Raw genomic sequence first — 13,242 nt, 5'->3', positions numbered from 1 at the left:
AAGGAGACGCTCTCGGCGAGTAAGCCATAGGCTGTTGAAATTTCATCATCGGCCGGCTTCAACAGCGTATCGAAGACAAGCGACAGTCCCACGGCCGGCTCCCCCTTTGTCGCCAGGAGCGGATTGAAGCTGTCGAAGGTGCCGGTCTGCGAGAGTCTGATATCTCCGCCCTTGGGAGCGTCCGGATTCACATAGTCGAAGTGGGCAAAACCCGGCCGATATTTGAGCTCGTCCACGAGCGACAGCCCGTGATGCCAGACCAGCTGCTCTTGAGCCTCTGCCGTTGGCATCAGAAATAGTGACATTGCCAGGAACGCGGTCGCAAACTTCATTCCTCCAGTACCGCCAATGTCAAGCATCCCATCGTTTTCTCCTTGTTTTCGGTTATTCTCGTAGACCAGAATAGGCGAAATTCGAAAAATCGATTATTTGGATGGCCTAAATCCGCGCTATGGATAGTCAAAGGCGCTTCCCTAACTGTTGGCCCGCAATGATATGTTGTCGTACAGTCTGGACTGGACGTCTGGTCAGAGGCACTGCGGACATGTGCGAAGGATACGTTGTATTTAGAGTGGGCTTCGCCCATCGTACGAGCGCACAGCGGCGCTCCCGCCGGACGGACGGGCAGTCGTTCGCTGGCCACCCATGGCCACGACTTCGAACTGACCAGACGAGAGATCGAAGAGCGCATCAGCCTGTTCTTCGTAGCTTTGCGCTTCGCCAAAGGGAACGTCGCACCGCACCTGGCGTCATATCTCCGCCCATCGTGAGTGGATCCCGGGAACTTTCCGGCCGGACTCTGGTAGTCGCAGGATTGTCTTGGTGGGCTGGTACCACGAGACGGTTCTCTAGCCCGATACTTGAACTTCACCATCGGGCCGAGGACCATGCTATTGGATCGAAAAAATGTCACTACTACGAAGTGGCAGGGCCCGTTTGGCGCTTGCCCTGCCTCGGCATCGAGAACTCCTTTACCGCGCTAAGAGCCGCGAGTTGGACGACCTATTCGAAGCTTATGCTGTAGCGGCCGAGACGCTTGAACGTCATCGGAGGGATTTTCCTCACCGTGAGGACCTGATAGTCGAATACGTGGATTCATGCCTCGATATCCAAGCCGATGTTTTAACGATCTTGGAAAAGCTGAAGACTGCGGGGGACTAGGTCTACGGGTTTTCAGGTCCGGATGGCCGTCCTTTCCACCGCCGAACGTTCAGTCGCCTTATGGAAGCCGAACGCGTCGAGATGCGAGACCCCAAGCAGCGAGAGCGAAGAAGAAGCTACGCGCACTGGCGAGGTTTCTGCCGGCGGGAAAGTGAGGCTGGATTTCAAGGTGGAAAAGCACTATATATAGCTAAGTTAGCTAATCGGGGTTTCTATGCAGGTTACAATTCACAACGCCAAGACGAACTTGTCCAAACTTATAGAGGCGGCTAAAGCTGGCGAAGAAGTTGTCATCGCCAAGGGCAAAACCCCTGTCGCCCGGATTGTTGCTATCCCGCAGGGCAAGTTCACAATCGGGCTACTTAAAGGCAAGGTTACAGGAGACGGGCCGGATTTCTTCGAGCCAATGAGTGAGGATGAGTTGGCGCTTTGGGAAGGCGAAGCGTGACGACTGTCCTTCTCGACACCCATGCATGGGCATGGTCGCTGACCGGCGATGCACGTTTATCGGCTAAGGCAACCGCTCTCATCACAGAGGCCGCCAGCGTTTTCGTCAGTCCTATTAGTTTTTTTGAGATCGGGCAGAAGGTTCGTATCGGCAAGTGGCCGGAGATGAAGCCATTCGTCAACGATCTGCCGAACTTGCTGGTGGAACAGGGTGGTAGAATTGCCGCCCTGGCGCCAGAAATCTGTTTGAAAGGGGCAACTCTTGAGTGGGAGCATCGCGACCCATTTGACCGTCTGCTCGCGGCGAGTACGTTGGATCTTGGAGCACCGTTGATCTCAGCGGACGAGGTGTTCGATACCCTCCCAGTCGTTAAACGGTTGTGGTGAACTGCAATGGCGTCATCGAAGAACCCTTGAAAACTCCCTGGCCGCTGACCGCCGCGGGAGTGTTCACAACGCTTTAGATGAAGGTGGTGCCGTACCACCAAGGTGTCTATTTTGCGCCTGAACTGGATTCTTCCAACATCATACGCGCAAGGGAATTAACGCCAGATCTGCGGATTCCGGGAATTAAGCGGACGGGATTCCGATCAAAATCCGGACAGCGTTCCAATCTGAAGCCGGACAGCTTTCCGATCAATTACCGGACGGTTTTTCCGTCCTGACGATGCCTTTGGGTCAGCAACCTTGGCATGAATCTCCTCAGTATCCACGAGGGGGATTTCATGCCGTCAAAGAGAAGGCTGACCATGCGACACATACGACAGATGCTGCGGCTCTCTGCCGGCGGGACAAGCGTCCGCGAGATTGCGGTGGTGCTCGGGATCGCCCGAAGTACGGTGCTGGGCGGAGCTTTCCATCGAGCTGAAGAAGCCCGGCGTGACGCTGCTGATCCTGTGGGAGGAATATCGCAGCGTCCATCCCGATGGTTATGGCTATAGCCGTTTCTGCGAGCTGTTCCGCGGCTTCGAGCAGCGCCTGTCGCCGACGATGCGCCAGGAGCATGCGGCCGGCGACAAGGTCTTCGTCGACTATTCCGGCAAGAAGGTGCCGATCGTCGATCGCAAGACCGGCGAAGTCCGCGAGGCAGAGCTGTTCCTCGGCGTGCTCGGCGCGTCGAGCTTCACATTCGCTGAGGCCACCTGGACCCAGACCTTGCCGGACTGGATCGGCTCACATGTGCACATGTTCGCCTTCTTCGGCGGCGTGCCCCGCCTGGTCGTGCCCGACAATCTGAAGTCCGCTGTCAGCCGCGCCAGCTTCTACGATCCCGAGATCAACCGCAGTTACGGCATGATGGCGTCCCACTATGGCGTCGGCGTTCTGCCGGCGCGGCCGCGGCGTCCGAAGGACAAGGCCAAGGTCGAGAACGGCGTGCGCTTCGCCCAGAGCTGCCTTCTCGGTCGCTTGCGCAAGCAGACTTTCTTCTCGCTCGCCGAGGCCAAGCCGCGATCGCCGAGGTGCTGGAGCGCATCAACAATCATGTCATGCGCCGGCTGGGCGTCAGCCGCCGGCATCTCTTCGAGACGGTGGAGCGCGCGGCGCTCGCAAGCCTGCCCGCCGAGGATTACGAGTTCGCCGAATGGCGGTTTGCGCGGGTGTCGACGGACTATCATGTCGAGGTCCAGAGCTTCTTCTATTCCGTCCCGCATGGCCTTATCCGTCAGCAGGTCGATGTCCGGGCGACCGCGCGGATGATCGAGATCTTCCATCGCGGCAACCGCGTCGCTGTGCATCAGCGCCGCTATGGCGGGCCGCGCTATGGAACAGACCCCGCGCACATGCCGAGCTCCCATCGCCGCTACGCCGAATGGACGCCGGAGCGCTTCCGGCGGTGGGGCGCGTCCATCGGTCCGCAGACCGAGGGGCTGATCACCGCCATCCTCGCCAGCCGGCCGCATCCCGAGCAGGGCTTTAGAACATGCCTCGGCATCCTGCGCCTCTATCGCGACATCGGCCGCGAGCGCGCCGAGGCCGTTTCGGCACGGGCCGTCGAGATCGGCGGCCTGACCTGCAAAACCATTGCCTCGCTCATCGCCACCCACAAGGCCACCAGACATTCCACCGAACCCGCGGCCGTCATGGAGCACGCCAATCTGCGTGGCCCCGGCTACTTCCATTGAGGAGACACGAACGATGCTGACCAATCCCACCATCGACATGCTGCGCGAACTCGGCCTCTCCGGCATGGCAAGCGCCTATCACGAGCTTGAGGCGCAACCGGAGGCGAGACACCTGGAGCATGGCGAATGGCTTGCCCTGCTGCTCGAACGCGAGGCGACCACGCGCCGCCAGAAGCGCTTCGAGGCGAGTGCCCGCGCCGCAAAGCTGCGCCATGACGCTCAGATCGAGAACATCGACTTCCGCGCCGCCCGCGGCCTGGATCGCAATCTCTTCATGAAGCTCGCCGGCTGCGACTGGATCTCTCAGCGCCACAGCCTGCTGTTGATCGGACCCGCCGGCGTCGGAAAGAGCTGGCTTGCCTGCGCGCTCGGACACGAGGCCTGCCGCGAGGATTTCTCCGTCGCCTATCACCGCCTTCCCAGGCTGTTCGCCACCCTTGCGCTCTCGCGCGGCGACGGCCGATATCCCAAGGTCCTCAAGGCGCTCGCGAGAACAGACCTGCTCATTCTCGACGACTGGGGCCCGGAGAAGCTCAACGACGAGCACCGTCGCGATCTCCTGGAAATCATCGAGGACCGCTACGAGAGGCGATCGACGATCGTCACCAGCCAGGTGCCCGTGGATCACTGGTACGACATGATCGGCAATCCAACGATCGCCGACGCCGTCTTGGATCGCCTTGTTCACAATGCCTATCGCATCGAACTCAGCGGCGAGAGCATGCGAAAACAGAAGGCCGTGACCACCGACCAAACAACCCTGGCTTGACCGCGAAACGGGTTCAGGTCAACTGTCCGGCTTCAAATCGGAATCGTGTCCGGCATGAGATCGGAATACCTGTCCGGCTTCGGATTGGAATGGCCGTCCGGCTTCATCGGAATACGCACCAGATCCAAGGCGCCACCATCTCGCGATTAACCGAAGAAGCCAGCCGGAACAGGCGCCACCACACAGTGCTGCGCCACACCAGTTGGGGGCGGCTAACTGCGTCAACAGAATATGCGTGGCGCGAGCATTGTTAACGGAAGCGCCATAGCGTGCGAATTTGAGAGTGATCTGAATACGGTACGCGATCGGAACTCCAATCGCTCCCAGCGGTGCTTGGCCGCCGAATCAACTGAACGCGCTCGGGCCGTCCGATGCGTGAACCAGCAAGGGTGGTATGCCGCCTTTTAGAGCGCTGGCCCTGATGAAGCTCGCAGATCGGAGGTGAGCAGGTCAATACTCGTGCTCGTCTGGCCGAAGAGGGGCTCGGTCGTGGCAAGCGGCGAAGCCATACGCGACGCCTCCTCTACTAACATCTCGCGCAGCCAAAGACTGGCCGGATCACTATCGTGAAGCGCAGGCCATTGAACTGCCTCGGTGAGTGGCGGGAGTGGCAGCGGAAGCTCGACAATCTGCAGCGGTATTTTCTTTGCGAAAAGCTGCGCCAGCCGTAACGGCATGGTTCCTATTCGCTCGGTTCCCAACAGCATCGGGGGAATCATGCTGAAGCCCTGTACGACCACGTCGACACGTCTCTTGAGGCCGTGTTCGAGCAAATACCAATCCTCGAGGCCCGGACTTCGGCTATTGCCGTACTTCACCGCAACGTGGCCCAGAGACACGTATCGCTCGAATGTAAGTGGCTCCGACAGCTGCTCGTTCGAGCGGCAGCCCACACACACGAACACATCGTTGAACAACTTCGCGCGATGATTAGCGTTCGACATGTATATTTCCGGGAGAATTAGCAGATCGGCATCGCCCCGTCGGAGTAGCTCCTCAATGTCATCGCCGGGAGGCAGACAATCGAAGCTGACGCTGGGGGCCTCACGCGCCGCGCGCTCCATGATCTTTTCGAAAAACACGAGCGTGACGTAATCGGAGAGCACGATTTTAAAGCGGCGATTTGAGTCGGCCGGTTTGAACGCCTCCCAGGAAACAATGGAGTGCTGGATCTGCAGCAGAGCCTCACGCACCGCGGAGGCGAGCCCTTCCGCACGCGGCGTCGGGATAAATTCGCGCCCCGCCATTGTAAACAGCTCATCACGAAAATAGCTGCGCAGCCGGGCAACGGCCGCGCTCATCGCCGACTGGCTGAGGTTGATGCGGCGCGCCGCCGCCGTGAGGTTGCGCTCGCTCATCAAAGCGTCGAGCGCGACGAGGAGATTTAGATCAAGACCCTTGAACCGCATGCGTTCATCTATCCATACCGTGGATGGCTTCCATCCCAAATTGCCAGCATTCTTTATTAGTAATACAAATCGTTCGAAATCATGGCAGCCGTCGCCGCATCTACGCAGGCGGCCTCCGGCGCTATCAGATGGCAGTCTTACCCTGTCCGCCTAGCGTCTAGCGTGACTGCGGGTCCGAAAAGCCGCTACGCACATGGGCCCACAGCGTTGATCTCTTGCACCAGCTCCTGCCGCACGGCCTTGATCCGGCCTCAACGAAGGAACCCAAGCAAATCGTGATACTGAGCCGCACGGCATCGCAGTTCAACACCATCCACATCCCGCGACATATGTTGAATTTGCTGGCAAATAGGGGCGGCGAACTGAAAGGCATCGGCGGCCAGGCTTAACTCGCCCCACAAAAACTTTGTTGCCCGACGCTCGAAGAGATTGTATGCAAGAAGCTCTTCAACCAGATGCGGAGTGTCGGTTATCGACGCGCAAAATCGCCGCTCGCATGAACTCACGCACTAAAGAAGCACCCTGCGACTATCCATAGCCTGGATGCGTGCGATCCAAACATTCGATTTTTCCCGACCGCATGGTATGTTGCATTAGAACAACCCCTCCGCGAGCACAGGCGAGTCGAACATTTCTGAGGTGTCCGTCGGCCATGTGCCGACGGGTGCGATCCTCCCAGAGTGAAGCCAAGGCGAAAAAGATGCTGAGACGCTCAAGCCTGACAATTGGGATCTCTGCGACGACGAATGCGCGATCTTCGCAGTCACTTCGCAGATGTCGAATGTTTGAACGAGCGGCTCGCCCGGATTTCGGGATCTCCTGTGCGTCATTTGCGACGGTACGCGGGCAAATATGTAATGAAAGGCAATAGAATGATTAGTCCCGCTCACTCTGATCCAAAGGACCTCGAAACAATCGCCCGCAGCGGCGGGACGATCCGCCGGATGGCTGCCCGAGTTCCCACCTATCTTACCGATGTGCGGGAGAATCCAGCTTGGCTGCCGATGTTCCTATTGGCGCGCTTGATGCCGCTCCGCAAGGCGCATTGGCTGACCGCAAGACGCGTAGTGCAGGACAAGAGTGCCACGCCTTCCATTTTTGGCGACCTCCAAGCAGAAGCGATCGCGGCGGAACTGAGAAGAACAGGTATTTTTACGGGCCTGACCCTGCCACGCCCGATTCAAGAGGAAATTGCGCGCTTTGGGCACGAGACACCCTGCTTCGGCAATTTCGAACGCAGGCTCGAGTTCCTGGCCGGCGATCATGCCGAAGCCGAGCGGCGTTTCGGCCGAACTATTTTGAGCGGCCATCATTATGAGCGGATTCTGCAATGCGGCGCCGCCTTAGCCGTGCAGCGAGACCCCCTGCTTCTCAACGTGGCAAGGCACTATCTCGGCGGCGAAGCGAGGTTGATCACCACGAGGACGTGGTGGAGCTTCCCGACTCGAAATGCCTCAGAAGCGGATCTTAGCCGTGCTTCCTTCAAGTTCCATTTCGACCTCGATGACTGGCGAATGCTGAAGTTTTTCTTCTATCTTTCGGATGTGGATGCCACTTCCGGTCCTCATGTCTACGTGCGCGGCAGCCACAATCGCAGGCGTTTGAAGCATCAACTGACGCTCCTCGTCGGCCATGCCGCCGATGAAGTCCTGGCCTTCTACGGCGAAGAAAATGCCATCACTCTGACTGGGAAGGCGGGCTCGGGCTTCGTCGAAGATCCATTCGGCTTCCATATGGGCACCTTGGCAAAGGAGAAGCCGCGTCTGATGATGGAGGTCGGATTTGGGGTCTCGAAACCGTCGAAGCGACGCTATCACGGTGAGCCAGTTGTTCGGTAGTTAATAGCGTGGCTGTCGGGACATGCTGATTATGCAATCCAAGTTTGGGGTTTCGAGACTGGATCTTTTCCAGCTACACAAACTGGCTTCTCGGCAATAGCCACTCCTATGGTCCAATGGACCGTGCACAGAAAGAGTCTATCTAATAAGAAGTGCCGACGCCAACATCGGCATCAAGGCAGAAGCAACAGCAGAGCGCGATAGGTCGGGGGAGATACCCATCGCGAAGTAAAACATGGAGAAATGCATGCTTAGCCCGAACCCTGAACAGAAAAAAGCGAAGCCAGAGCCTGTTGACATTCATGTCGGCCGTCGAATTCGCATGCGGCGAGTTTGGATGGAAATGTCGCAGACGAGTCTCGCCAAGCAGGTCGGCGTGACGTTTCAGCAGGTACAAAAGTACGAGAAGGGCACTAATCGGGTCGGAGCGAGTCGCCTGCAACAGATCGCCGAGGCGCTGGAGGTACCGATATCCTACTTCTTCGAAGATATGCCTGGCGCCGGCTCGACCGGCGTCGACAGCGGCGCCGTAAAATCTGGACTTCAGCCTGAAATTATTGACTTCGCGTCTAGCAAGGAGGGACTTGCGCTGATTAGGGCCTTCTCCCGTATCAGTGATGCGAACGTTAGAAGCCGGGCCATTGGCCTCTTAAAGGCTGTTGCGGACGGGATCGATGAAGATTTGGCTATCTGAGAGGCCAAGTACCGAGCGCGGCCCGTTTATTCCTGATGACTGCGGGTCATGAGGTAGGTTCGCTTCTCTCCACGGCGGCGAAGCACACGACTTCCCAGCATGAAGCGCCGCCCACCCCCGACCACACCTACCACTTGCTGGCCGTTTCGCTTGTAAAATGTTTGCGAAGCGAAATACCGCAAGCTTCGCAACATCGACTACTGCACGTTCGACGCTTTCTTCTTCCCCCGGTGGTCGACCCCTGCTCGGGACTTGGCCTCCGACTCCTTCGCCGTCGAGCTGATCAGTGGCTTCCGCAAGGCGGGTCGATCTCGATGGTGTGTCATGCACCGGCGATCCTGGGCAAGAATGCGTCTGGTGTGATCAGGGCTTGCGAGTCCCCTGAGCGCTCAGACGTAAGCGTACGGCTGAAGGACGTCGCTGTGAGGCGGTCAACGTTCGGTTCTGGCTGCGGCCTGATGGGACTTGCCATGGGCGTTCTGATCGCGCTCTACTGCGCTACCATTTCAACGAAAGTGTCCAGCGAGCCGGATCGACTGGGTGCCCACGATCGCCGGTCGGGGTGTCGCCATGGGAGCTTCTCCCGGAATCCCATGTCTTGTCCGGAACCCCAGTTTGACGGTAATTCTACCCTTGGCAGGTCGCCATTCAGCCAGAGGGCAATCTCGTACAACAGCCGAATGAGTGCTGACGTGCCCGATCCTGAAATGAGGAATCTGCCATGACCCATCTCGACAGCCGCGGCCTGCCACTTTCGACGACGTCCGACCTCGCGGCCGAACGCTACCGCGATGGAGTTGATCTGCTCCTCTCGAGCTGGCCAGGCGCTGCGGAAACCTTGGAGGCGGCTCTTGCAGCCGACCCGGATTTCGCTCTCGCCCATGCGGCACGCGCGCGCCTGCATGCCATCCGCGCTGAGCCGGCTAAGGCAAAGGCGCGCATCACTACAGCAGAAGAGATCGTCGTCCGGCGCGGAAATGAGCGGGAGTGGAGCCATGTCGAGGTCCTGTCGCTTGCCATCGACGGCCAGTCGGCAAAGGCGCTGGCGCGGGCGCTCGCCCACGCCGACGTCTGGCCGCGGGATATCCTGATCCTTTCGTTGCCTCTCGGCGCCTTCGGGCTCTTCGCCTTCTCGGGGATGGCGGATCACGACCAGGCACGCGTGGATCTGTGTGAGCGCCACGCCAGGCACTTCGACACTGACGATTGGTGGTTCGTCACCTACCGGGGCTGGGCCCATGCCGAGAACGGCAACCTGCCACTTGGCCGAGCTCTCACGCAGCGTGGTTACGACCTCAGGTCCAACAATGCGAACGCGGCCCATGCACTATCGCACGCCATGTACGAGGGCGGCGCGGGCGAAGATGCCGAGAGGATGATCGCAGACTGGCTGCCTCGCTACGACCGCACCGGCATCCTCCACGGTCACATCGCCTGGCACTCAGCATTGGGCGCACTGGAGCGGGGTGATCCGGAGCGAGCACTTGCGATCTACGAGGATTACATTCAGCCATCGGTCACGGCCGGAATGCCGGTCAACGTGGTCAGCGACACCGCCTCTTTCCTGTGGCGACTCCAGGCCTATGGCCACACGGTGCCGGCGGGGCTGTGGGCGGCGGCGGCGACCTATTCCGAAGAATACTTCCCGAAGGCCGGCTTCGCCTTCGCGGATGTCCACATGGCCGTTATCGCGGCAGCAACGGGCGACAGGGCCGCAGTCGAACAGCGGGTGAGCGCATTGACAGGCTTGATCGACGCCGGAACCCTCGCCGCCGGGCCAGTCGTCCCGGCGATCTGCCGCGCCGCCTTGTCTTTTGCGGAGGAGGATTACGCAGGCTGCGCCCATGTCCTGGAACCTCTTGCGGCCGAGGTCGTGCGCATCGGCGGCAGTGGCGCCCAGCGCGAGATGATCGAGGACATGCTCCTCCTCGCCTTTATGCGGAGCGGCGAGGCCGTAAAGGCCCGCGCGCTGCTAGACCGCCGTCTGCACCGCCGCCCGTCGCTCCGCGACATGCACTGGCACGGTCTGCTCGGCGCCTGAAGTTGCGATGTCAAATACTGATGTCCACGCTGCGACCGGATTCGGGCCCGAAAGGCGTCCGCCGATCCTGAAGCTTCGACCCCAGCCCGCTGATTCCTCCATCGGCGTGGCTGCACGCAAAAACGGATACCAGATCGCGTTGCCTTTTTTGACCAGCAGGTCGATTTTCCAGCGACTGCGCGATGGTCAACCGCGCAACGTTGCCCTTCGCGCAGGCACTGGGTTCGAGCACATTGTTTTGCGATGATTTCTGACATCCGCCTCCACAAGGCATGAGACGATCGATTGGGCGCGAGGTGTGGTCGAGTCCGGCGGTGGGATCACTTGGCGTTGATTTGACGATATTAGAGCTTTTCTATTCGGCTGTATTTCAATGGAACGAAATCTATGTAGCATATCTGCCAAAATGGAGAATTGGCATGCTCTGGCAGCCGATCACAGCACCACCCGGTCTTCGTCCTCCTCAGCCGATTACGGTGCGCGCGCAGTCCATTCCGGCGCGCCATTACTTTCCGGAGCACTCCCATACCTGGCACCAGTTGGTCTATGCGATCTCCGGAGTGCTGACGGTTTACACGGAAGCCGAATCCTTTGTAATCACGCCGGATCAGGCGGTGTGGCTACCTACCAGCGTCGTGCACCGGGTCGGTTCGCTTCTCGGCGCGGCATTCCGAAGCCTCTGGATTGCGGATGAAGCCGGAGCAAACCTGCCGAAGGTACCGACGCTCTTTATGATGTCGCCATTGCTGCAGGCCTTGATCGTCGAGGCCACAGAGCTCGAGGGCAAGCCGGAAGGGACGGCTATCCAGGCCGTGTGACCGCCCTCATCCTTGATCAGCTTGTGCGGGTCCAGCCGCTGCGATCGGCTTTGCCATGGCCGCGTAATGCGCCGCTGACCGTGCTCTGCGAGGCACTCTATCTGGACCCCGCGGATGACCGGAGCCCGGAGGAATGGGGGTTGGCACTGAATATCTCGCCTCGCACTTTGGCGCGCCGCTTCAACACGGAGGTTGGCATGAGCCTGCGCTCATGGAAACGCCGCCTGCGGCTCTTCCGGTCAATAGAGCTTCTCGGCGGTGGTCTGGGCGTGACACAGGTCGCCATGGAGCTTGGATACGGCTCGACATCGGCTTTTGTGTATGCGTTTCGCATCGAAATGGGCATTAGTCCCCAAGCCTACACGCGCCGCCATGTCATGGCCAGGGCAAGCCCTTAAATGGACTCTGCTCTTCAGAAGGCCCAGAGTTGAAGGATTTGCGGTGGCCCCTTGGCTACCGTGGCCGCATTGTTGAGGCGTATTTGCGCGAACGTCAGTAAAATTCTTCTCTGGGACCCAATTTGCAGTTCGACTCTTCCCCAAAACCCTGAAAGGCATGTCTTCTGCTATCAATCGCGCCGATACGTTTCATCTAAACAATGAATTTTGCCAATCCGAGGTAATGTTGCATGAAGACGATCAGACGAGACTGGAGGTGACAACAGTGGTTTGGGCGTCCCTGGTGAATATCCTAGAGTACTAAGGCTCCGGGGCAGTCAATAAGTTCTCCATACGGAATGAGCTCGTGCCTGAAGCCCTTGGCTGCCGCTCCGGCGCTTATCGAGCTTGAACCGATCAGCGGTTATGCCGCCGCCGTCTCCAGCGGAACGGTCGTCGGTGACCAACATCCCGACACTTCCTTGGTCAGCACTGGAGAAAGGCGCCGATTATGAAAACGCGACAGGCTCAGCCATACCAAGGAAATACTTCCAGAGCAGACCCCCGGCAATATCCGTCCACCCACGGTGATCTCAGCACAGTAGCCACCGATAACTTGAGGAAACCTTCGTCGGGCCCTGCCGCCCATCCAAATCTCGGCCCCGTTCTCCGGGCAACGTCGCTGGGCCTGGTCCTGGACGCCTGGGCTACCGAAGAGGGTCAAGGGGCAAATGAGGGACGGCAAGAGGCGGTGAGACGAATCAGCGCTTGGGTGAATGCCGGCGATCTCAGTGCAGCGCTGAATCTGTCATGCCTGGGCCTGAGTACCCTTCCCGCGGAGTTTCCGGCCGGGCTCCAGCGGCTCAACGTCGACTGCAATCAGCTGACCAAACTGCCGGGTGAGTTCCCCGTGGAGCTTCAGACGCTCAACGTGAGGTACAACCGATTGACCAGCCTTCCCGAGACGCTGCCGGCCGGACTCCAGACCATCGAGGCCAGCTACAACCGACTCACCAGGCTGCCCGATGTCCTCTCGAATACGCTTCGTTGGCTCGGCGTCGGCGAAAACCAATTGACCAGCCTTCCAGACAATCTCCCCGCCGGGCTTCAAACCCTCAACGCAGACGCCAATCAACTCACCAACATTCCCGCCAGCCTTCCGGCCGGGCTCCAGACGCTCAACGCCGACGGCAATCGGCTGACCAGCCTTCCCGACAACCTCCCGGACGGGCTTCAGACCCTCAACGCCAGCGGCAATCAACTCACCAACCTTCCCGCCAAACTCCCGGCCGGACTGCAGACGCTCGGCGCCGCCGCCAATCGGCTGACCGGTCTGCCCAAAGACCTTCCCGTAGGGCTCCGGAGGCTCAACGCCAGGTGCAACCTTTTGATCAGCCTGCCCGATAAATTGTTCGCTGAGCTGGGCTCTGGGTGCCTGGTTTTCCTCGAATCTAACCCGCTGCCAAAGGGGGCGCTAACGAATCTAGTGGCAGCCCTGCATGCAGCGAACTACACAGGCCCGCAGGTCTTCCTTTGATGGGCCAGCAAGATCAGGCGCAGATAGT

At 59.4% G+C, this 13,242-nt stretch carries 13 protein-coding genes and 1 pseudogene; 12 read left to right on the top strand and 2 right to left on the bottom strand.

Annotated elements, in window-relative coordinates:
- Positions 1-359 (bottom strand): annotated as a pseudogene (locus tag CO656_RS25400) (ABC transporter substrate-binding protein); the annotation flags it as partial.
- Positions 360-1,375: 1,016 nt separating this feature from the next.
- Between CO656_RS25400 and CO656_RS25390 the strand changes: the two are divergent.
- The 6 genes from CO656_RS25390 (at position 1,376) to istB (ending at position 4,500) form a co-directional block, all read left to right on the top strand.
- Positions 1,376-1,609, top strand: coding sequence for a type II toxin-antitoxin system prevent-host-death family antitoxin (locus tag CO656_RS25390; RefSeq protein WP_097527588.1), 234 nt, complete (start codon positions 1,376-1,378; stop codon positions 1,607-1,609).
- Positions 1,606-1,995, top strand: a complete 390-nt coding sequence (locus CO656_RS25385) for a type II toxin-antitoxin system VapC family toxin (protein WP_097527587.1) — start codon at positions 1,606-1,608, stop codon at positions 1,993-1,995. The genes CO656_RS25390 and CO656_RS25385 overlap by 4 nt, the downstream gene beginning before the upstream one ends.
- A 305-nt stretch (positions 1,996-2,300) precedes the next feature.
- Positions 2,301-2,549, top strand: coding sequence for a helix-turn-helix domain-containing protein (locus CO656_RS31470; protein WP_337441770.1), 249 nt, complete (start codon positions 2,301-2,303; stop codon positions 2,547-2,549).
- Positions 2,488-3,306 carry an IS21 family transposase gene (gene istA, locus CO656_RS31055; protein WP_234819607.1) on the top strand — a complete coding sequence of 273 codons (819 nt, stop codon included), beginning with the start codon at positions 2,488-2,490 and terminating at the stop codon, positions 3,304-3,306. Before CO656_RS31470 ends, istA begins: the two co-directional genes overlap by 62 nt.
- Positions 3,303-3,731, top strand: coding sequence for a hypothetical protein (locus CO656_RS31050; protein ID WP_234819606.1), 429 nt, complete (start codon positions 3,303-3,305; stop codon positions 3,729-3,731). The genes istA and CO656_RS31050 overlap by 4 nt, the downstream gene beginning before the upstream one ends.
- A 13-nt stretch (positions 3,732-3,744) precedes the next feature.
- A complete protein-coding gene (gene istB / locus CO656_RS25375; protein ID WP_097527586.1) occupies positions 3,745-4,500 on the top strand; it encodes an IS21-like element helper ATPase IstB in 756 nt (251 codons plus the stop codon).
- 404 nt (positions 4,501-4,904) lie between these two features.
- On the opposite strand, the gene CO656_RS25370 is transcribed toward istB, so the two are convergent.
- Complete coding sequence (locus tag CO656_RS25370; RefSeq protein WP_097527585.1) at positions 4,905-5,909, bottom strand: LysR family transcriptional regulator; 1,005 nt, start codon at positions 5,907-5,909, stop codon at positions 4,905-4,907.
- 872 nt (positions 5,910-6,781) lie between these two features.
- On the opposite strand from CO656_RS25370, the gene CO656_RS25365 reads away from it, so the two are divergent.
- The 6 genes from CO656_RS25365 to CO656_RS25345 all read left to right on the top strand — a co-directional run bounded on the left by CO656_RS25365 (position 6,782) and on the right by CO656_RS25345 (position 13,214).
- On the top strand, positions 6,782-7,747 hold the full coding sequence (locus CO656_RS25365) for a hypothetical protein (RefSeq protein ID WP_097527584.1): 966 nt from the start codon (positions 6,782-6,784) through the stop codon (positions 7,745-7,747).
- Positions 7,748-7,994: 247 nt separating this feature from the next.
- Positions 7,995-8,441: a helix-turn-helix transcriptional regulator gene (locus CO656_RS25360; RefSeq protein WP_097527583.1), complete on the top strand. Its 447-nt coding sequence runs from the start codon at positions 7,995-7,997 to the stop codon at positions 8,439-8,441.
- A gap of 721 nt (positions 8,442-9,162) precedes the next feature.
- Entirely contained in the window at positions 9,163-10,482 is a 1,320-nt protein-coding gene (locus tag CO656_RS25355; protein ID WP_097527582.1) for a tetratricopeptide repeat protein, read from the top strand.
- Positions 10,483-10,901: 419 nt separating this feature from the next.
- Complete coding sequence (locus CO656_RS31045) at positions 10,902-11,300, top strand: cupin domain-containing protein (RefSeq protein ID WP_234819605.1); 399 nt, start codon at positions 10,902-10,904, stop codon at positions 11,298-11,300.
- Positions 11,301-11,440: 140 nt separating this feature from the next.
- On the top strand, positions 11,441-11,698 hold the full coding sequence (locus tag CO656_RS31040) for a helix-turn-helix domain-containing protein (RefSeq protein WP_234819604.1): 258 nt from the start codon (positions 11,441-11,443) through the stop codon (positions 11,696-11,698).
- 730 nt (positions 11,699-12,428) lie between these two features.
- Complete coding sequence (locus CO656_RS25345) at positions 12,429-13,214, top strand: hypothetical protein (protein ID WP_245426467.1); 786 nt, start codon at positions 12,429-12,431, stop codon at positions 13,212-13,214.
- The last annotated feature ends 28 nt before the right edge of the window (positions 13,215-13,242 follow it).

The organism is Sinorhizobium sp. FG01, assembly GCF_002531875.1.
Taxonomy (GTDB): domain Bacteria; phylum Pseudomonadota; class Alphaproteobacteria; order Rhizobiales; family Rhizobiaceae; genus Sinorhizobium; species Sinorhizobium fredii_C.
This window is presented reverse-complemented; position numbering and strand designations above follow the sequence as displayed.